Source organism: Sphingomonas zeicaulis (assembly GCF_050433225.1).
In the GTDB taxonomy this organism is placed as follows: Bacteria; Pseudomonadota; Alphaproteobacteria; order Sphingomonadales; family Sphingomonadaceae; genus Sphingomonas_D; species Sphingomonas_D zeicaulis.
In genome coordinates, this window is the sequence record NZ_JBNPXQ010000001.1 from 106,960 (window position 1) to 126,373 (window position 19,414).

The 19,414-nt window shown below is 67.6% G+C and carries 22 protein-coding genes; 17 read left to right on the forward strand and 5 right to left on the reverse strand.

The window, feature by feature from the left end; genetic code table 11:
* Nucleotides 1-30: 30 nt before the first annotated feature.
* The 3 genes from FHS96_RS00595 (at nucleotide 31) to FHS96_RS00605 (ending at nucleotide 2,042) form a co-directional block, all read left to right on the forward strand.
* Nucleotides 31-804, forward strand: a complete 774-nt coding sequence (locus tag FHS96_RS00595) for a glutaminyl-peptide cyclotransferase (RefSeq protein WP_429587264.1) — start codon at nucleotides 31-33, stop codon at nucleotides 802-804.
* Nucleotides 765-1,475, forward strand: coding sequence for an iron chaperone (locus tag FHS96_RS00600; protein WP_429587265.1), 711 nt, complete (start codon nucleotides 765-767; stop codon nucleotides 1,473-1,475). Before FHS96_RS00595 ends, FHS96_RS00600 begins: the two co-directional genes overlap by 40 nt.
* Before the next feature lie 81 nt (nucleotides 1,476-1,556).
* Nucleotides 1,557-2,042, forward strand: coding sequence for a hypothetical protein (locus FHS96_RS00605; RefSeq protein ID WP_429587267.1), 486 nt, complete (start codon nucleotides 1,557-1,559; stop codon nucleotides 2,040-2,042).
* Between the two features lie 78 nt (nucleotides 2,043-2,120).
* Here the strand turns inward: FHS96_RS00605 and galB are convergent, their stop codons facing one another.
* Nucleotides 2,121-4,793: a beta-galactosidase GalB gene (galB, locus tag FHS96_RS00610; RefSeq protein WP_429587268.1), complete on the reverse strand. Its 2,673-nt coding sequence runs from the start codon at nucleotides 4,791-4,793 to the stop codon at nucleotides 2,121-2,123.
* A 200-nt stretch (nucleotides 4,794-4,993) separates the two neighbouring features.
* On the opposite strand from galB, the gene FHS96_RS00615 reads away from it, so the two are divergent.
* The 4 genes from FHS96_RS00615 (at nucleotide 4,994) to FHS96_RS00630 (ending at nucleotide 8,423) form a co-directional block, all read left to right on the forward strand.
* Nucleotides 4,994-5,947 (forward strand): hypothetical protein, encoded by a 954-nt coding sequence (locus FHS96_RS00615; RefSeq protein WP_429587270.1) that lies wholly within the window; start codon nucleotides 4,994-4,996, stop codon nucleotides 5,945-5,947.
* 60 nt (nucleotides 5,948-6,007) lie between these two features.
* The gene (locus FHS96_RS00620; RefSeq protein WP_429587271.1) at nucleotides 6,008-7,645 is read left to right on the forward strand and encodes an NAD(P)/FAD-dependent oxidoreductase; all 1,638 of its coding nucleotides are present in this window, start codon (nucleotides 6,008-6,010) and stop codon (nucleotides 7,643-7,645) included.
* Nucleotides 7,646-7,694: 49 nt separating this feature from the next.
* On the forward strand, nucleotides 7,695-8,000 hold the full coding sequence (locus tag FHS96_RS00625; protein WP_429587273.1) for a hypothetical protein: 306 nt from the start codon (nucleotides 7,695-7,697) through the stop codon (nucleotides 7,998-8,000).
* A gap of 66 nt (nucleotides 8,001-8,066) precedes the next feature.
* Complete coding sequence (locus FHS96_RS00630) at nucleotides 8,067-8,423, forward strand: DUF4440 domain-containing protein (protein WP_429587274.1); 357 nt, start codon at nucleotides 8,067-8,069, stop codon at nucleotides 8,421-8,423.
* Nucleotides 8,424-8,439: 16 nt separating this feature from the next.
* Here the strand turns inward: FHS96_RS00630 and FHS96_RS00635 are convergent, their stop codons facing one another.
* From FHS96_RS00635 to FHS96_RS00650, 4 genes are all read right to left on the reverse strand, one after another.
* Nucleotides 8,440-8,640 (reverse strand): hypothetical protein, encoded by a 201-nt coding sequence (locus FHS96_RS00635; RefSeq protein WP_429587275.1) that lies wholly within the window; start codon nucleotides 8,638-8,640, stop codon nucleotides 8,440-8,442.
* Between the two features lie 74 nt (nucleotides 8,641-8,714).
* Nucleotides 8,715-8,912 (reverse strand): hypothetical protein, encoded by a 198-nt coding sequence (locus tag FHS96_RS00640; protein WP_429587276.1) that lies wholly within the window; start codon nucleotides 8,910-8,912, stop codon nucleotides 8,715-8,717.
* A 158-nt stretch (nucleotides 8,913-9,070) separates the two neighbouring features.
* Complete coding sequence (locus FHS96_RS00645; RefSeq protein ID WP_429587277.1) at nucleotides 9,071-9,751, reverse strand: peptidylprolyl isomerase; 681 nt, start codon at nucleotides 9,749-9,751, stop codon at nucleotides 9,071-9,073.
* A 109-nt stretch (nucleotides 9,752-9,860) separates the two neighbouring features.
* On the reverse strand, nucleotides 9,861-10,217 hold the full coding sequence (locus tag FHS96_RS00650; RefSeq protein ID WP_429587278.1) for a hypothetical protein: 357 nt from the start codon (nucleotides 10,215-10,217) through the stop codon (nucleotides 9,861-9,863).
* 143 nt (nucleotides 10,218-10,360) lie between these two features.
* Here FHS96_RS00650 and FHS96_RS00655 point away from each other — a divergent pair, with 143 nt between their 5' ends.
* The 10 genes from FHS96_RS00655 (at nucleotide 10,361) to FHS96_RS00700 (ending at nucleotide 19,379) form a co-directional block, all read left to right on the forward strand.
* Nucleotides 10,361-10,852, forward strand: coding sequence for a hypothetical protein (locus tag FHS96_RS00655; protein WP_429587279.1), 492 nt, complete (start codon nucleotides 10,361-10,363; stop codon nucleotides 10,850-10,852).
* An 80-nt stretch (nucleotides 10,853-10,932) separates the two neighbouring features.
* Nucleotides 10,933-11,502 carry a hypothetical protein gene (locus tag FHS96_RS00660; RefSeq protein WP_429587281.1) on the forward strand — a complete coding sequence of 190 codons (570 nt, stop codon included), beginning with the start codon at nucleotides 10,933-10,935 and terminating at the stop codon, nucleotides 11,500-11,502.
* Nucleotide 11,503: 1 nt separating this feature from the next.
* On the forward strand, nucleotides 11,504-12,022 hold the full coding sequence (locus FHS96_RS00665; RefSeq protein ID WP_429587283.1) for a DUF3833 family protein: 519 nt from the start codon (nucleotides 11,504-11,506) through the stop codon (nucleotides 12,020-12,022).
* Nucleotides 12,023-12,038: 16 nt separating this feature from the next.
* The gene (locus tag FHS96_RS00670; protein WP_429587284.1) at nucleotides 12,039-12,461 is read left to right on the forward strand and encodes a VOC family protein; all 423 of its coding nucleotides are present in this window, start codon (nucleotides 12,039-12,041) and stop codon (nucleotides 12,459-12,461) included.
* Nucleotides 12,462-12,609: 148 nt separating this feature from the next.
* Nucleotides 12,610-12,963, forward strand: coding sequence for a hypothetical protein (locus tag FHS96_RS00675; protein ID WP_429587286.1), 354 nt, complete (start codon nucleotides 12,610-12,612; stop codon nucleotides 12,961-12,963).
* A complete protein-coding gene (locus FHS96_RS00680) occupies nucleotides 12,899-13,564 on the forward strand; it encodes a hypothetical protein (RefSeq protein ID WP_429587288.1) in 666 nt (221 codons plus the stop codon). The genes FHS96_RS00675 and FHS96_RS00680 overlap by 65 nt, the downstream gene beginning before the upstream one ends.
* A 204-nt stretch (nucleotides 13,565-13,768) precedes the next feature.
* Nucleotides 13,769-14,800: a major capsid protein gene (locus FHS96_RS00685; protein WP_429587289.1), complete on the forward strand. Its 1,032-nt coding sequence runs from the start codon at nucleotides 13,769-13,771 to the stop codon at nucleotides 14,798-14,800.
* Nucleotides 14,801-14,827: 27 nt separating this feature from the next.
* A complete protein-coding gene (locus tag FHS96_RS00690; RefSeq protein ID WP_429587290.1) occupies nucleotides 14,828-15,256 on the forward strand; it encodes a Bbp16 family capsid cement protein in 429 nt (142 codons plus the stop codon).
* 197 nt (nucleotides 15,257-15,453) lie between these two features.
* Nucleotides 15,454-16,749 carry a surface lipoprotein assembly modifier gene (locus FHS96_RS00695; protein WP_429587291.1) on the forward strand — a complete coding sequence of 432 codons (1,296 nt, stop codon included), beginning with the start codon at nucleotides 15,454-15,456 and terminating at the stop codon, nucleotides 16,747-16,749.
* Between the two features lie 14 nt (nucleotides 16,750-16,763).
* Nucleotides 16,764-19,379, forward strand: coding sequence for a hypothetical protein (locus tag FHS96_RS00700; RefSeq protein ID WP_429587292.1), 2,616 nt, complete (start codon nucleotides 16,764-16,766; stop codon nucleotides 19,377-19,379).
* Nucleotides 19,380-19,414: the final 35 nt, after the last annotated feature.

Consider the following 19,414-nt stretch of genomic DNA (forward strand, 5'->3'; position numbering starts at 1 on the left):
CCGCGCGCGCGGCTGTGGCATGAGCGCGCCATGATCGGCATCCTCATCGCACTGCTCGCAAGCGCCACCGTACAATCCGCGAAGCCGCCCGTGCCGGCGCCCGCGCAACCCAAGATCTGCGGCTACACCGTCGAGCGCAGCTTTCCGCATGATGCCGATGCCTTCACCCAGGGGCTGATCTATCGCGACGGCGCGCTCATCGAGAGCACCGGGCTGGTCGGGCAGTCGACGATCCGGCGGGTGCGGATCGAGGACGGGCAGGTGCTCCAGCGCATCGACATCCCCGCGGGGCTGTTCGGCGAGGGCATCACCGACTGGAAGAGCGAGTTGGTCAGCATCACCTGGCAGAACGGCAAGGGGTTTCGCTGGGATGCGAAGTCGCTGCGCCGCAAGGGCGAGTTCGCCTATCCGGGCGAGGGCTGGGGGATCACGCAGGACGGCCGCGCGCTGATTTTGAGCGACGGCACGGCCGACCTGCGCTTCCTCGACCCCGCGACAATGCGCGAGACGCGGCGGATCGAGGTGACCGTGCAGGGGCGGCCGGTGCGCAACCTCAACGAGCTGGAATATGTCGACGGCGCGATCCTCGCGAACGTGTGGCACAGCGACTATGTGCTGCGGATCGATCCGGCGACGGGCGCGGTGGGCACGGTGATCAACCTTGCCGGGCTGCGCGAACAGGCGGGGGCCGAGGGATCGGAAGCGGTGCTCAACGGCATCGCCTATGACAAGGCCGGCAAGCGGCTGTTCGTGACGGGGAAGAATTGGCCGAAGCTGTTCGAGATCAAGCTAACGGGGTGTTGAGAGGCTCGCAGCTGCCAATTTCGTGGTATTTCGGGGACATAATACTAAACTCTGCCGCTGACAATCGCGGCGGCCATCTCGTATATGTCCCCGAAATTTTGCTATTTCTTGTCTTGGGGATGGCTGGAAGGCATGATGCCAATATCACGGCCGCGCCGGATCCGTTTCGCGGGCTGTTGAGCCAGTTGCGCATGCAATTGGCGCAGGCGCTGCCGGGTGCCGAGGAAGTCGTCAAATATGACATGCCCGCGTTCCAGATCGAAGGCACGATCGTCGCGGGCTATGCCGCCTTCAGCAAGCAATGCGGCCTCTATGTCGATCCCGGCGCGATCGCTGCCCATGCCGACGAGATTGCAGCCTTGAAGCTCAAGGCGACCAAGTGGTGTCCATCTTCTCGGTGCGGAACCCGATCCCTGGCGAACTGGTTGAAAAACTGGCGATCAGTTCGCGCAATAGGAAGTGGCTCTAGCTGTAGCCTGTTTGGAAAGCTGCGCCGCGATCTCGTCGGCGGGTCGCGCAATCGCGGCGACATCGTAGCAGGCCGCAATGGCATTTCCGGCGGCGATCGGCGCCAGCAGCGCAAAGGCAGTGACGGCGGCGCGTTGGTTCCGGAACATGGTCCAGGAGCCTGCGGTGTTGGGATTTTGTATTGTGTCCCGGAAACCTCATGATCGCGGCGGATCCGGCGGCGGGGGAGTGAAGACTGCCGCGTTGGTCTATCTCGGATTGTGTCCTCGAAACTGGGGTTTAACATGTTGATGCGATTGCTGGGGCCGCAGGCGGAAATGTCGGAAGAGCGGCTGATCCGCAGCGCGGAAATTATCGCGCGCACCTGGGAAGGTGGTTACGAAGAGAAGGTGGCCGCACTTCGTTTGGAGGATTTTACGGAGGCGGAGGCCTGGCGGCTGATCGAGTTGCTGCCGATGGCGTTCGGCCGCCCCATCCTGGAAAAGTTGGGCATTACCAACATCGTTTCGAAAATGAGGATCATGAAGCCGGATGGATCATGTGTGACGGCCAGGTTGATGCGGCAACCGGAATATGTGGGCGGCGTCAAATTGGCGCGTGCTCATCTGCAATATGGTCGGTTGGACCAAGAGGTTTACGAACGGATCGCAGGGGGGTGTTCGTCGCTCGACGCCGTGAACAAGGCGCTGGAGGCTGGCGCAGACGTGAGAGGCGGAACGATCGCGTACGCGCTGCATGGGGACGAGATTTCACGCTATATCGTGAGGTGACGAGCTTTCGTTCGATGACGGCACGATCGACCCCGTCTCGCTCTCTCCCCGACGTTGCGCGCGGGCGAGGAAACGGCCTCACCTCCCCCGCACCCCCATCACCTTCACCTCCGCCGGGGCCAGCCCGTCCGCCTCGACCCGCAGCGTCACAGCACCGCCGCGGCCCGGTGTCGCGCGGATGATGGCGAGGGCGAGGCCGTTGAAGGCCTTGCGCTGGGGTTCGGGGAAGGCGGTCATGTCGGTCGGGTCGCCGTTGTCGGTCGCGGCGAGGGCGCCGGGGCCTGACAGTGTGAAGCGCAGCGCGGGCTTGGCGTCGGGCACGATGGCGCCGTTCTGGTCGAGCACGCGGACCGTTACGAACGAAAGGTCGCGGCCGTCGGCGGTGATCTCCTTCCGGTCGGGGATCAGTTCCAGCTTCGCGGGCGCGCCGGTGGTGCGAACCGAAGCCGTCGCCCAGGGCTGGCCGGCCTTCCAGGTCTCCACGCGCACCTCGCCGGGGGCGTAGGTCACATAATCCCAGCGGAAGCGATATTCATAGTCGCGCTTCTTGATGCGGCCCTGGGATTTGCCGTTGACGAACAGTTCCGCCTCGTCCGCCGAGGAGAAGACGTGGACCGGGGTGATCTGCCCCTCGCGGCCCGCCCAGTTCCAGTGCGGCAATATGTGGGCGAAGCGCAGATCGGGTCGCCAGCGCGCCTGATAAAGCCAGAAGCGGTCCTTGGGGAAACCGGCCAAGTCAACGATGCCCGAATAGGAACTGCGCGACGTGTAATAGGGCGTCGGTTCGCCGAGATAGTCGAAGCCGGTCCACACGAATTCGCCCGCGACATAGGGATGTTGGTCATCGGCGGCGAAGACGCGGTCGGGGGAGGAGCCGAAGTCCGCCGCGTGCATCTCATAGGCGCTCACCTGGTGCGTATCCGGGTTGCCGCCCGACCAGGGACGCACCGGGCCGCTGATATTGCCCGCCACCGGGAACAGATATTCGCCGCGGCTGCTGAGCGCTGAGGCGCTTTCGGTGCTGAGGATGACCTTGTTCGGAAAGGCGGCGCGGAACGCCGGATATTGGCCGATGATGCCGCGGATGCCCGCACCCTGATAGTTGAGGCTGATCACGTCCACCGCGCCGGGCAGTGGCATATCCGCCTTGGCATAGTTCATCGCGTTGGTGGTCGGGCGCGTCGGATCCTCCTCGCGCACGATCTTCACCAGCCGGCGGGCGAGGTCCGCCCCGGCCTCCCCGGTATATTGCTCGCCGACCTCGTTGCCGACGCTCCAGATGATGATCGAGGGGTGGTTGCGATCCCGCCGCAGCATCGCGCGCAGGTCCGGCTCCTGCCAGTCCGGGAAGATCAGGTGGAAATCGAGCGGGGTCTTCTTGCGCTCCCAGGAATCGAACACCTCGTCCATCACCAGGAAGCCCATCTCGTCGGCGAGATCGAGCAGGGCGGGGGCGGGGGGATTGTGGCTCATCCGCAGCGCGTTGGTGCCCATGTCCCGCAGGATCTCGAGCTGGCGCTGCGCGGCGCGGCGGTTGAACGCGGCGCCGAGCGCGCCGAGATCATGATGGTTGTTCACCCCGCGCAACGGGATGTGCTCGCCATTCACGATCACGCCGCGGTTCGGATCCATCGCGATCGTGCGGATGCCGAAGGCGGTTTCGTAGCGATCGACGACGCGGCCGCCGCGGCTGATCGTGGAGACCGCGACATAGCGGTTGGGCTGCTGCGTCGGCGGCGGCCCCCACAGGCGCGGATTGGCGAGGCTGGTGCTGGCCTTGAGCACCGCGCTGGCGCGCGCGCCGATGCTCGCGCGCTGCGGCGCCAATGTGGCGACGGGCTTCGCGGCCCGCTTGCCCGCGGCATCGAGCGCGTAGATCGCGGTGGTGGCGCTGACCTCGGCGGGCGCCGCGCCGTCATTGTCGATCGCCAGGTCGACCGCGATCGTCGCGCGGTCCTTGCTCACCTCGGGCGTGCGGACGATGCCGCCCCACTGGCCGACATGGACCGGATCGGTCTTGGTCAGCCAGATGTCGCGATAGAGGCCGCCGCCCGGATACCAGCGCGCAGAGGCGGGCGGATTGTCCAGCCGGATGACGAGCATGTTGGCGCCGCCGGGCACGGCATAGGGCGTCAGGTCCAGCCGGAAGCTGTTATAGCCATAGGGCCAGCCGCCGACGAGCTTCCCGTTGAGCCAGACGGTGGCGTAGGACATCGCCCCCTCGACATCGAGGAAGATCGACTTGCCCTTGTCCGCCGCGGGGATGCTCAGCGCCTTGCGGTACCAGCCGATCCCCCAGCTCGGCAGCCGGCCCATGCCGCCATAGGGGCCTTCCGTGATGAAAGGGCCGGCGATCGCCCAGTCATGCGGCAGGTCGACGCGCTGCCAGCCTGTGTCGTCGAAGCCGGGCTGGACGTAGGAGACGTCGCCGCCGGGATTGCCGGCGGGCCGCTGGTGGCGCTTTGCGGGGTCGGCAATGAAGGCGTTGGCGCTGGGCAGGATCCAAGGCTTCAGCACCTTGAGCCCGGCATCTTCGGTTGCGACCGCGGCATCCGGCCGGGCATCGGCGAGCTTGCCGTCGCCGGTGTCGCTGGCGTCAGGCCGGATGTCATAGCGCAGATCGGTGGCGAGGCCCTGCGGATCGCCCTTGGTGAAGCGCCAGTCGGACGAGATCCGGATCTCCTCGCGCGCGGCGCGGGCGGGGGATGCGGTGACGGCGGCAAGCGTCAGCGCCAGCGCGATAGATGTCATCCCACGTGCGATCATGCCGATCCAACTCCCGGTAGCGCTATCATTTTGTCCTTCGTGTAAGGTCCATACCGGCGCGGGGCAACCTTTTATGGGCGGGGGCCGTATCTGCTCGATGTCGAAACATGTCCGGCAGGGGGCTTCTGCTTGACTTGGGAAAACAGCTACTCTCATCCTTGGATCAAGGACTTGCCGGAGGGGCCATGGCGGGGGTTCTCATATCCTGTGCGCGGGCGGACGATGCGGTTGCCGGGCGGATCGCCCGGGGCCTTGCCGCGCTGGGCGTCGCGATCGAGCCGGCCCAGGCGGCACCGGCTGCGGTTGTGGTCGGCGCGGAAGGCGCGCCACCGCTGCCGCCGCCCCCGGCCGCGGTGCTGGCGCTGTGGACGCCCGCCTCGATCAATTCCGATCTGGTTTGGGACGATGCCGGCGCGGCGCAGAAGCGCGGCGTGCTGATCAACTTGCTGTGGGGGGCGGAGGAGCCGCCCTTCATGTTCGACACCGTGCCCAGCATCGCGCTGGATGGCTGGCAGGGCGGCGGCGTGGCACATGCCGGGTGGCACCGGCTGGGTGCGGCGCTGGAGGCGCTGGGTGTCGCCGCGCCCGGCGCGCTGATCCGGGCGATGACGCTGGACGAGGCGGAGGCGCGGACTCGCGAGGCGGCGTTGGCCGCGGAGACGAATTCGGCGCGCGCCAAGGCGCTGCGCGCGGAGCTGGAGGATTGGGCGGTCGCGCGCGGCGCGGCGGGCGGTGTGCCCGTGCCGACACCGGTGGCGCCTGCGGAGCCGTCCCGGCCGTTGTCGCTGTTCATCCCGGCGGAGCGGCTGGCCGAAGCCGGCCTGGCGCTGCCCGACGCGCCGGCGCCGGTCGCCACGGTGGCGGGGGCAGGGGGCAGTGATGCCGAACTCGATGCGCTGACCGCGGCGGTCGCGCGCGCGCTGGCGGCGGGGCCGGATGGCAGGGCGCTGGGACGGCTGATGCCGTCTCCACTGCGTCCCCCGCCGGTGGTGGCCCGCGCGGAGGTGGTGGTGGCGCCGGTGGCGCCTGTCGTGAAGCCGACGGATGTCGCGGGGCCGACGAAGCGGCCGGTGTTGCTGATGCTGGTGGTTGCGGCGCTGGCGATTGCGGCGATCGTCTGGTTTTTGATGCGGACCTAAAGCCCTCTCCCCGGCATCGCAACGCTGGCCCCTCGGCCCCCAACGCGCTACCGCACGCCGATGATCCGCATTTCCGAACTGAAGCTGCCGCTCGACCATCCGGCCGAGGCGCTGCGCGAGGCCGTGGTGCAGCGGCTGGGCGTGGCCGACGAAGCGGTGCTCGGCGTCACCATCGCCCGCCGCGCCAATGATGCGCGCAAGAAATCCGCCATCCTGCTCGTCTATACCGTCGATGTCGAAGTGGCAGACGAGGCCGCCATCCTCGCGCGCTTCGCCGGCGACAATCATGTCCGCCCCACGCCCGACACCCGCTATCGCTTCGTCACCCGCGCGCCGGAACCGCCGGTGGCGCGGCGGCCGGTGGTCGTGGGGGCGGGGCCGTGCGGTCTCTTCGCCACCTTGATCCTCGCGCAGATGGGGTTCCGGCCGATCCTGCTCGAACGCGGCAAGGATGTCCGCCGGCGCACGCAGGACACCTGGGGGCTGTGGCGGCGCAGCGCGCTCAACCCCGAATCCAACGTCCAGTTCGGCGAGGGCGGGGCGGGCACCTTTTCGGACGGCAAGCTGTGGAGCCAGATCAAGGATCCGCGCTTCCTTTCCCGCAAGGTGCTGACCGAGTTCGTCGAGGCCGGCGCGCCGGAGGATATCCTTACCGAGGCGCACCCGCATATCGGCACCTTCCGCCTCGTCTCGATGGTCGAGCATATGCGCGCCAAGGTGGAGGAACTGGGTGGTGAATATCGCTTCGACACGCGCGTCGACGATATCGAGCTGGCGCAAGGGGTGGATGGCAGGCACCGGCTGATCGGGCTGCACCTGCACGATGGCAGCTTCCTCGAGACCGACCATGTCGTGCTGGCGCTGGGCCACAGCGCGCGCGACAGTTTCGCGATGCTGCACGGGCGCGGCGTCCATATGGAGGCCAAGCCCTTCTCGATCGGCGTGCGCATCGAACATCCGCAAAGCTGGGTCGACAAGGCGCGCTTCGGGGCGTGCGCCAAGCATCCCGATCTGGGCGCCGCGGCCTACACCTTGTCGCACCATTGCTCGAACGGGCGGACGGTCTACAGCTTCTGCATGTGCCCGGGCGGGCGGGTGGTGGCCGCAACCTCTGAGGAGGGGCGCGTCGTCACCAACGGCATGAGCCAATATTCGCGCGCCGAGTTCAACGCCAATTCGGGCCTCGTCGTGGGGATCGACCCGGAACGCGACTATCCCGGCCACCCGCTGGCGGGCATCGAGTTGCAGCGGCGGCTTGAGGAAATGGCGTTCGCGGCGGGCGGCGGCGATTATCGCGCGCCGGCCCAGCGGGTGGAGGATCTGCTGGCCGGCCGACCATCGAGGGCGATCGGCGAGGTCGTGCCCTCGTACAAGCCGGGCGTCACGCCCACCGATCTCGCGGCCTGCCTGCCGCCGTTCGTGATCGAGTCGCTGCGGGAGGCGATCCCGATATTCGGCCGCCAGATCGCGGACTACGACCACCCCGATGCGATCATGACCGGCGTGGAAACGCGCACTTCATCGCCGGTGCGGATCACCCGCGGGCGCGATTTTCAGAGCCTCAATGTCGAGCGGCTGTTCCCGGCGGGCGAGGGCGCTGGCTATGCCGGCGGCATCCTGTCAGCGGCGATCGACGGGATCAAGGTGGCCGAGGCGGTGGCACGCAGCATCGTAGGTGAAGTGCAGGCGGCGGGGTGAGGGCGTCAGAGCGCTTGGCAGGCGGATGCGGGAGGCGCATCCTGGCGCCATGGTCTGGGACTTAGGCGGTGCGCTGCTCAAGAAGCAGGAGAACGAGACGGCGCGGCTCGCCGATTTCGAGTTTCGCCTGCGCGTGCGGACGATGCGATTGCTGGCGGCGGAACTCGGCCGAAATGCAGACGAGATGGCGGCCCGGGTCGCGCTGAAGTCGGATGCGGCGATTCGCGACGATCTGGTGGCGGAGGACGTGACCGATGCCGCCGCGCTGGCCGGCCTGTGGGCAGCGTGCTGCGCGCGGGCGCGGGCGCAGCTTGTCGCCGAACATGGGGATCCGTCGCCGCATCGGCTCGCCTGAGCGGGCAGGGGGAACCCTGATCTCCGCCGGCCATTGCCCATCATGCGACAGCCAAGGAGGCGGATGATGGAAGATGATCGGGTGTGGGCGTTCGAGGAAAGCCTGTGGACGGGTGACGCCGAAACCTATCGCGCGGCGATCGACGAGGCCTGCCTGATGGTGCTGCCGACGCCACCCTTCGTTTTCACCGGCCAGCAGGCGATCGAAGCGGTCAGCGACACGCCGCGCTGGTCCGAGGTGAAAATCGATCAGCGCCAGGTGGTGCGGCCGCAGGAGGGTTTGATCGTCGTCGCCTATCGGGTGGTCGCGTCACGCGCGGACGGCGATCCTTACGAGGCGCATTGCACCTCCACCTATCGCCGTCTCGGGCATGAGGAATGGCGCGTCGTCCAGCACCAGCAGACGCCGCCGCTGGCGGCCTGACGCGCCGGAACGGCGGTCAGTCGACCAGCGCGCGCAGCTTTTCCATCAGCGCCTTGATGCGCTCGGCGGCTTCGGTGAAGGTGGCGACGTCCGCGCGGTTGTTGTTGCCGCGGGCTTCCTTCATCGCCTCCACATAGCTTTCCTGGTCGGCCTCGAGCGCATCGATGAGGATCTCGACCTCGTCGGACGAGAGCGCGAGCTTGATGGTCTTGGACATGGAAAAGGCCTTCATTGTCTGGGAGACGCGCCACCTAAGGACGCCGGGCGGCGATGGCAACCGCCCGTATGAGCTTAGAGGTTGGGCGTCACCAGCAGCCATGTCGCATAGGCGGCGAGCAGCACGCCAAGCGTGGCGGAGGAGGACATCATGCCCCAGCCGACCAGTGTCAGCGTGCGCGAATGCGGCCGTTGCTGACGGACGTTGCGGTGGCAGCTCGCCAGCACGAACATGCCCACCAGCGCATAGAAGAACAGCAGAAGATCACTCATCCGTATATCCCACCCGGCTTGCGCGTGTTCGCGCCTGATGCCCTTGGAATCGGAAGATAGCGCGAATCTCGCAGGCGCGAAAAGCAGATCGACGGCGAAAAGTCTCGCTTCGCCGCAGGCTGTGCAACCGAAGCGGCGAGGCGTGCGTTTGATGCCGCTTATTTCCTTCCCGGAATGTTCAACAGCCACGGCTTGATCGTGGTCGTCGGCCGCGGCTTGCCATCCAGCCGGCGCGCGCTGATCAGCCGCACGGGCGGCTGCAGCATCTGCCCCTTCATCGCCCCCACGCCGCCGCCGGTGCGCATCGCAAGGATGCGCTTCACCACGTCCATTCCCGCCACGACATGGCCGAACGCGGCATAGCCGGGCTTGCCCGGCCGTGCATCGAGCCCGGGCACCGGCCCGATCATGATGAAGAAATTGCCCATCGCCGAGCCCGGATCGCCGCCGCGCGCCATAGAGATCACGCCGTCGAGGTGGCGGATGCCGGTCCTGTCGGTCGGCTCATGGTCGATGGGGGGCAGCGAGCGGCGCCGGTCGGTGCTGATGCCGCCCTGGATGAAGCCGAATTTCGGATCGGTCCGGCGCCGCGCCGAGCGATAGAAGCTGGTATCGTCGAGCCGGCCATCATCGACATAGGCGAGGAAATTGGCGCTGGTCTTGGGCGCATGCTTCACATCCGCGGCGATCACGATCGGACCCGCGCTGGTTTCGATGCGCACGCGGACATAGCCCGGGGTGGGGCGATTGGCCGGGGGTGCCGCGGTTGCCGGCGCGGCAAGGGCGATGATCGCGAACAGCAGGATCAGCAGGGGGCGGAGCAGCGGGAAAGCGGGCATATGCTGCAACCGCTAACAAGCGCGGTTGGCAGCCGCAACCCGAACCATGTGCGGCGCCGGGCCGCGGGGGTGGGGCGTCGCCCCGGCGCGGTGGAGCGTTGACTGCCGGTCAGCGGCGCCTGGTGTCGCCGCGCAGCCGCTCCGCATTCACCGTCGCGCGCAGCACCTCGGCGCGGGTGTCGATCTCCCGGCGTTCGCTGTCGGACAGATAGCCGTCGGCGCTATAGCGGTCGGCCAAGGTGTCGATCTGGCCGCGTTCGCGGCGCGCGCGTTTCGCCTCGCCGCGGGAGAGTTGGCCGCTGCGCCGGCCGTCGCGGATCGCGTCGCTGGCACGGCCCAGGCTGGGGCCGACCACCGAGGAGCCCGGCAGCGCCGGGGCGGGTGCGGGCCCGGTCGAGCGCTGCGCCGCGACGGGCACAACCGGCACCAGGAGCGCGATTGCAGCGACGAAGGCGAGGGTGCGCATGCATCTCTCCGGAAAGTTGCGCGTTGAGACTAACATGCTGATGGCGGCCTGCAAATCGCGAATCATCGCCCTTCGACAAGCGGATGGCGCGGGGCTATCCTCGGGCCGTCCGGCCGGGGAGGCATGGACCGAGGGAGCAGGCGATGCGTGGAACGGTTCTGGGGTTCGATCCGGCGGTCGGAGAGGGCGTGATCGCCACCGAGGATGGCGGGCGCGTGCGCTTTATGCGGGCTGCGTGGCGCAGTCCGGGCGAGCCGTTGCCCGGCCGGCTGGTCGACTATGCGCTGGCGGAGGATGGCGCCGCCGACATCTTCGTGGTGCCTGGCACGGCGGGCGCGCTGGTGGCCGGCGCGGAACCGCCGGAGCGGCGCAGCATCATCTATGGCGCGGTCTCGCTCTCCTGCGCATTGTTCACCTATATGCTGGGGCCGTTCGGCATCCTGACCGTGATCCCGGCGCTGGTGTTCGGCATTATGGGGCGCACTGCCGGCCGTGGGCTGGCGGACCGGACGGGCTATTATCTCAGCACCGCGGGGCTTGTGCTGTCGCTGATCGCGCTGCTGCTGGTGGTGCTGACCCTGGCGGCGGTGTTCGGCTTCATCAGCTTCCTGACGTGGATGCAGGGCTTTTCCTGACGCCATTGAAAGGCGCGCCACGGCTGGTAGGGTTTGCCACGCAAGATGGCGCGCGAGGGGGAGCGATGCGGACGGGGGCGATGGTGAGGATGTCCGGCTATGCCGGGCTGGCGGCGTTGCTGGCGGCCGCGGCGGGGTGCGGCAAACTGCCGGGCGCGGCGCAAACGACGCTCGACCTGCTGGAGCAGGGATCGCCCAAGGCATGCGTGGCCGAGGATGTGCAGAAGGTGCTGCGCACCATGATCCGCCCCGAACCGGGCAGCTTCGCCTTCACCACCATGGCGGAGGCGGATGCGAAGCGCGTGATCGAAAGCTTCGCGATCGATTTCGAACAGGTGACCCTGGAGTCAAAGGATGAGGATGTTTCGCGCGTGACCTGCAGTGCCCAGGCGATCGTCAGCAACACGCGCGGCGTGCGCAGTTCGGGGCTGGCGATCCGTTATGATGTGAAGCCGGCGGCCGAGGCCGCCGCCGAAAAATTCGTGGTGAGCGGCGATGTGAGCAGCGCGACCGCCTTTCTTTCCGGCGCGGCGCTGGCGGCGATTACCGCCGAAGTGCTGGGCGGCGAGCGCCAGGGCGATCCTTCGCCCGCGGCCAGCCCCACCGGCGAGGCGACGGGCACGGCCGCGGGCGCGGGGCTGATCGGCTGACATGCGTGGGATCCTGATCGCAGCGGCGGGTGCCGCCACAATGTTCACCGGGCTTGTCGGGGTCGCAGGCCTGCCGGGCACTGCGGCGCAGGCGCAGGGCCATGTGTTCGTGCCGAAGAAATTCTTCACCGGCGTGACCGAGGGAACGGGTTCGGTGAAGATCGTGCTGCACAAGGCGCGTGCGATCCACGTCCGCTCGGTGGGCCGGGTCGAGCATGACGGCACGCTGGTGCTCGACCAGCGGGTGGAGCAGGAAGGCGAAAAGCCGATGCAGCGCCAGTGGCGGCTGCGCGAAGGCGCCGGTGGCCAGATCAGCGGCAGCCTGAGCGACGCCAAGACGCCGGTGACGGGCAAGGTCGCCGGGCCGGTGCTGACGCTGAGCTATCAGATGAAGAGCGGCGAGAAGGTTGCGCAGGTGATCACCCTGGCGCCTGACGGACAGAGCGCGCTCAACAAGATGACGATCCACCGCTTCGGGATGAAGGTGGCGACGCTCGAGGAGACGATCCGGCGGAAGTGAGGGAGGGGCCGCCGCCATGCCCGCCGTGCCCGCCATCCGCGGCCTCAACCATCTGACATTGGCGGTGACCGACGTGGAACGCTCGGTCGCCTTCTATCGCGACCTGCTGGGCTGCCGGTTGCGCGCGATCTGGGCGGACGGCGCCTATCTGGAGGCCGGGCCGCTGTGGCTGTGCCTGTCGCGCGATCCCGCGGCGGTGGACGCGGCGCGCGGGGACTATACCCATTATGCGTTCGACGTGGATCCGGCCGGGTTCGACACGCTCTGCGCCGCGATCCGCGCGCAGGCGGTGATCTGGAAGGAGAATCGCAGCGAGGGCGGCTCGCTCTATTTCCTCGATCCGGACGGGCACCGTCTGGAGGTGCATATCGGCACGCTGGCTTCGCGGCTGGCGCATTATCCTTGCGCTGCGGAGAGGGACGCGACGGTGCTGGAGTGAGGGCCGTGCGACGACCAGCCTCCATCCACGGGTGACGGGGAACAGAGGCTTTCCGATGACGGCGTGACGTCGCCCGCGATTCAAGCCGCGGACGACTCCCCCTAGTCCGCGCCTCGTGAAATCCCCGCCCCACCCCCATGAGCAGGACATGGCCCTGCTCCTCGCCGAGCCCGCCTTCTGTCGGTTCCTCGCGCGAATGGTGCAGATGGCGGGGCTTCTCACCCCCGCGAGTAACGGCGCCGATGGGCGCAATCTTCATTTTCATGAGGGGCGGCGCAGCCTGGCGCTCGATTTGCTGCGCGAGGCCGAGGCGGGGCAGCCGGTGGCGGCGCGGCATCCGCATGCAGTGGCGACCCTGGTCGCGGCGCTGACCGCCCCCAAGCCTTCCCGTCCCCCACAGCCGGCGGCGCGCCGCGGCGAGGAGCCTGACCCACGCTATGACGACATCGACGACGAGCAACCCGATCCCGCTCTCGACGCAGGCGGCCGCGCCGCCGGCTGAATCCTTGCCGACCGCTCTGGGCGGCGAGGCGCCCGTGCCCGAGGATCTCGAGGCGCGGCTTTATCCCGATCCGGCGGCGGCGACGGAGGGGGCGCCGGCACCGGTCGCGGACGAAGGCGTGCCGGAAAGCTATGCGCTGGCCGCGCCAGAAGGCGTCGAACTCGACGCCGAACTGGTGCTGGAGGCGACGCCGGTGCTGCGCGAGCTTGGGCTCAGCAATGAGGCGGCGAGCAAGCTGGTGCCGGTGGCGGCGAAGCTGGTGGAAAGTGCGGGGACGCGGGCGCTCGACGGGCTGATCGAGGCGGGCGAGCGGCAGCGGCGCGACTGGTTGGAGGCGGCGCGCGCCGACACCGAGATCGGCGGGCGGCGCTGGAACGAGACGCTGCGCAGCGCCGGGGTCGCGCTCGACGCGTTCGGGTTTCGCGGCGGCCACCCGTTCCGGCAGGCGCTGGAAGATACCGGCTTCGGCAACCACCCCGACATGATCCGCCTGTTCGCGCGGCTCGGCGCGATGGTGGGCGAGGACGGCCAGTTCGTGCGCGGCGATGCCGGGGCGCGGGGGCGTCGGTCGACCGAGGAGATCTGGTACGGCGGGGAGTGATCTTCCGCCCCCTTTTTCCAACTTTTCGTGGGCGGATGCTTCGGAGCCGAAGAGGCTCGCTTCGCTCGCGCCCTCACCCAACCCGTGCGGCGGGGGGGGGGGGGGGGGGGGGGGGGGGGGGGGCCCCCCCCCCCCCCCCCCCCCCCCCCCCACGCCCGCCAAATGCGGGAAAGGGCTTCTTCTTCTCTCAAGGAGCAGTGATACATGGCAACGATCGGCAATAGTTTCGTCAACCTGATCGATCTCTACCGCTCGATGGGGCCGCAGGGGGAGATCGATGCGAGCGTGATTGAGGTGCTGCATCGGCTTTCGCCGACGGTGAAGGATGCGATCGCCACCGAGTGCAACATGGGCACCACCCACAAGCACACGATCCGCACCGGCCTGCCCTCGGTCACCTGGGGGCGGCTCTATCAGGGCATTCCGCAGTCCAAGAGCACCAAGGCGCAGGTGGAGGATACCACCGGCTTCGTCGAGGGGCTCTCGACGATCGACGAGCGGCTGCTCGACATCTCGCCCAATCCGGCGGCGACGCGGCTTTCGGAGGCGGAGGGCTTTCTGGAAGCGATGGTGCAGGAGGTGGAGACCGGCATCTTCTATTCGGACGTCGCCTCGACGCCGGAGAAGTTCAGGGGCCTCGCCGCGCGCTACAATGTGTCGGGCGGCAGCGGTGCCGGCAACCAGATCGTCAAGGCGGGCGGCGCGGGCGCCGACAATACCAGCATCTGGTTCGTCACCTGGGGCGAGAGCCAGACGACCCTGCTGTTCCCCAAGGGCACCCGCGCCGGCCTGCAGCGGCAGGATATGGGCCGCCAGCGCGTGCTGGATGGCGACAACAACGCCTATTATGCGATGGAGGAACAGTTCCGCTGGCATGTCGGCCTGGCGGTGCGCGACTGGCGCTATAACGTGCGCATCGCCAATATCGACGTGAGCGAGGCGCAGGCCGGCAATGTCGACCTGTACCGCTTCATGCGCCAGGCCTTCTACAAGCTGCAGGGCCGCCGCGCGACCAAGATGGACGATCCCAACGCGGCGAAGAACGGCCGCACCGTGATCTACATGAACCGCGACATGCTGGAGGCGCTGGACGCGCTCGCCACCAATGACGGTGCCGGCGACAATTTCGTGCGGCTGACGCCGATGCAGCTCGAGGGGCAGGAGGTGATGTCCTACCGCGGCATCCCGATCCGCGAGACCGATGCGCTGGTGAACAACGAAGCGCTCGTCGCCTGAGCCCTCTTTTCGACGGAGATACTCGACATGATCATCGACGATACTTTGGTGCTTTCGGAGAACCAGGCGATCACGGCCGCCGCGGGATCGGCAAACGTGATCGACCTCGGCGCGATCGGCACCGCCTTCGGCCACGCCGCCCCGCTGGCGCGCGACGTGGGCAAGGGCGGCCGCGTGCCGATCTCGATCGCGGTGACGGAGGCGTTCGCCGGCCTCACCACGCTGACGATCTCGCTGCAGGTGGACGACAATGCCGCCTTCTCCTCGCCCAAGACGGTGGCGAGTTCGGGCGCGATCCCGGTGGCGGCGCTGGTCGCGGGCTATCGCCCGAGCTTTCCGGATCACGTGCCGGAAGGGGCGGACGAGCGGTATATGCGGCTGTTCTATACGCCGGCGGGCACCGCGACGGCGGGGCGGATCACCGCGGCGATCTCGGCGGGGCGGCAGAGCGGGTGAGGGATCTGCTTGTGGCGTAAGAAGGGGCGGGCCGTCTGGCTCGCCCATTTTTGTTGATGTGCCGCAAATACCGAAAATCATTCAGATATATGGACAGTATAGCGCGCTTTCTCTAGGGCTCGGTTGGGGGAAGACGGGGCATTTTTGATTCGCATGTTCTGATCGCGGCCGCTGCGGCGTGCCTGGCGAGCGGCGTATTGGCGCCGGCGGTGGCGGCGCAGGGTGCGGCGACGCCTGGCGAAGATGCGCGGACTGCGGACCTCTCGGCGGTGGAGGTGTTCGCCTTTGCCGACGCGGCCAGGGGCCGCGGCGACTTTGCCAGCTCCGAGACGGCCTATCGCGCGCTGGCGCAGGATCGTGACGTGGAGGTCCGCAGCGAGGCGCGCTTCCGGCTGGGCATGATGCTTGCCGACGATCTGCGCCGCTACACCGACGCCGCGATCGAATTCCGCCGCATTCTCGATGAGAAGCCCGGGGCAGCGCGGGTGCGGCTGGAACTGGCCCGGATGCAGGCCATGCTCGGCAATCTCGGCGCCGCCGGGCGCGAATTGCGCGCGGCGCAGGCCACCGGCCTGCCGCCGCAGGTCGAGAAGCTTATCCGCTTCTATGCGCAGGCGCTGAACGCACGCAAACCGATCGGAGGATCGTTCGAACTGGCGATCGCGCCGGACAGCAACATCAACCGCGCCACACGCTCCAACAGCCTCGGCACGGTGATCGGCGATTTCACGCTGGACGAGGATGCGCGCGCCCGATCCGGTATCGGGTTGTCGCTGCGTGGCCAGGGCTATTTCCGGCAAGGCATCGGCAAGACCACCGATCTGCTGCTGCGCGCCTCCGGCAACGCCGCTCTCTATCGCGCCGGCGACTTCAACGACATCTCGCTGGGCCTCGACGCGGGGCCGCAGATTTCATCGGGGCAGGATCGGATCACGATTTCCGCCGGCCCGGTTTGGCGCTGGTATGGCAACCGGCCGTTCAGCGTGACGCTTGGCGGTACCGCCAGCCTGCAGCATCCCACCGGCAGGCGCAGCCAGATGCGGCTGGAGGGCGGCATCGGCCGGATCAGCAATCATCGCAACGACCAGCAATCGGGGACGAGCCTCAGCGCGTCCGCGAGCCTCGATCGCGCGATCACCGCGCGGTTGGGTGGTGGCATCCAGCTCTATGGCTATCGCGAGGCGGCGCGCGATCCCGGCTATGCGTTGAGCACGGGGGGAGCCGCGATCTACGGCTTTCGCGAGATCGGCCGCACGACGCTGGTGGCGACGCTCGGCTACAGCCATCTCGAGGCGGACGCACGGCTGTTTCTCTACCCGCGGCGACGCATCGAGGATCGCTATTCGGCGAGCCTCGCCGCGACCCTGCGCGCGCTTCATGTCGGCAGCTTCGCGCCGTTGGTCCGCCTGCGGTGGGAGCGCAACCGATCGTCGATCGAACTCTATGACTACAAACGGGTGGCCGCCGAATTCGGCGTGACATCGGCATTCTGAAGCGGGGGCATATGATGAACAGGGCGCGTCTGATCCACTCGGCATCCTTCATGGCGCTGGCGCTGGTCGGCGCCACGCTTTCCGGCTGTGGCGGCGGTGGTGGCGGGGTGGGCAGTACGCCGACGCCGCCCCCGACACCGACGCCAACGCCAACGCCGACGCCGACGCCCACTCCGACACCCACACCCACACCCACACCCACACCCACACCAACGCCGACACCGACGGGACGGAACCCCGATCTCATCGCGCCTCTGGTGTCCGAAACATTCGCCAATGATAGTGTGCTCGGCACGATATCGGTCTCGAAGAGCAGCGGTGCCACCACGCAAGGCGCACGGGCGGCAAACCTGACCATCGCCTATGACCAGGCACGCAACAGCTATCGGGTGAGCGATGGCGGCCTCAGCCAGACCTTCGCGCGCGGCGATATCGATCCGGCGCAGAGCAACGCGCAGATCACCACCTACAAGAAGACACAGGGCGGGACGACCGACTTCCTGACGCTGAGCAATGCCGGGACCGGCGCCGGCCAGACGCGCTATGTCGGGGCTGCCTTCTGGCAGCGGCAGAGCGAGGATTCCGCCAATGTGAGTGGCCGGTTCTATGCCACGGCCTATGGTGTCCAGACCCCCGACAACGCGGTGCCGCGGGCCGGCGCGGCCGGCTTCGACATTCAGATGGTGGGCGCCTCGACCTTCTACACAAATGTTTATGGGGTGGCCGGCGGAGGGCGGCTGGATGTCGATTTCGCCAGCGGCGGCATCAACGGGTTCGTCGACTATGCGGAAACAGACCTGCAGACGGGTATCGTGGGCGGCGGTGACAAAATCCGCATCCAGGGACTGATCAGCAGCGGCAGCAATGAGTTCTCTGGCAAGCTGCGGTTCGACAACGCGCGCTTTTCGGGTGCGAACGGCATCAACGGTTCCTTCTACGGCCCGGGAGCCGAGGAGGTGGGGGCAGCGCTTTTCGCCGAAGGGCAGAATGCGGCGTTGGCCGGTGCCGTCTGGGGCAAGCGCGGTACGACACAGCCCAACCAGGGCAACAGTCTGGAGCCTTTCAGCCCAACCTTCTTCGTACCCGTCTCTGCATCGATCGAGGGCACGCGCGGGACTAGCGGCCGGTTTTCGGATGTTGCCGAGGCCGAAGCGATCAGGGCTTTCTACACGGATAATCCTACCGCGCGGTTCGTCTATCGCACGCCGACGCGTATCGATCGCTACGGCGCCCCTGGTAACAGGATCATGAGCAATCTCTCTGCGACCAGGACAGACCTGATTGCCGGCCTGCAACTGGACGCGACCGGCCCGACCTGGGTTGCCGACGCCATCCTGTTTGGCCGCGATACGCCCCTCGCGGCGATACCGCGTACGGGATTGGCTTCTTTCGACGTCGTGCTGGCAGGACTGGCGATGCCGAACGGCGCGGCGATGCAGTCGCTTGAAGGGCGTGGCTCGTTGCGCGCGGATTTCGGTAGCGCCACGATCTCGACATTGGGCAGCTACAATACCCACGCATTCACTTCGGGCTCGCTCTACAGCGATTCGCTGGTAGGCTATGGAACGCCGGTCACCGGCACCGGCGCCTGGACGGGCAATGGCCGGATCGTAGCGAGCGATGGTGCGATCACGGGCACGATCGATCTGACGGGCGCATTGACCTACTCAGGCACGATCGAGGGCGGCTTCTTCGGCGCCACCGCGCAGGAAGTGGGTGCCGTGATCCAGGCCAACGGCGCCGGCGGCAACCGGCTCGTCGCCGAATTGAATGGCGGGCGAGGTACGGATATCTCGGCGGCGCAGAATGGCCTGCTGGCGCTGACGCAGCCCACGGTTTTGCAGGGCGGGGAGACGCAGTTCGCCCATCGCCCGCAAGAAGGCGTCTATATCGATGAGGTGCAGATCACCTATGATCCAGCGGCCGGAAGCTATGCGATCAAGAGCAGCCCGCCCGGCGGCTATACCAGCGCGCCGTTGCCGGTCGATCTGACGCTCCGCGCCGCCGATCGCAGCGCGACGGAAAGCGATGCGCGGTTCGACGTCTTCCATGGTGCCAACTATGATGGCCGGATCTACCGCCCGGGCAACGGCAATACCGAACTGGCGCTGACCTATACGAGTTTTGCCGAGATAACCGAACAGGGGCGGTCCAATGGCCGTGACGTTATCGCCACGCATTATATCGTGTTCGGGGGGCGGACGCCGGCATTCCAGGTGCCGACGAGCGGGAGCGCCAGCTACAGTGGCGTGGTCTATGGTCGGGGCAGGGATGGAAGCTTCTCCAACGACGCCGCACTGTCAGGCACGAGCAACCTCACGGCGAACTTCGGCAACGGTGCAATGCGTTTGACGATGAACCTGGTTTCTACCGATCGTGAGACCGGTGCCACGCGCGCGATCAACGGCGTCAGCTTTTCCGGATCGCTGGGCCGCCCCGCAGACGGCGGCGATCGCAGCCGCTTCGCCCTCGACGCGGGGTCGCGCTACAGCGGTTGGGCAATCGGCCAGTTCAACGGCTTCAATGCGCAGGAATTCGCGGCGAGCTTCAACCTGGGAATCTCCCCCAATACGGGCCAGTATGGCGATACCTCGAACTTTGCGGGTGTGACGGTGGGAAAGCGCGACTAGCAGGGGGCGGATGGTAACCGGGGGCGTCCTGCGCG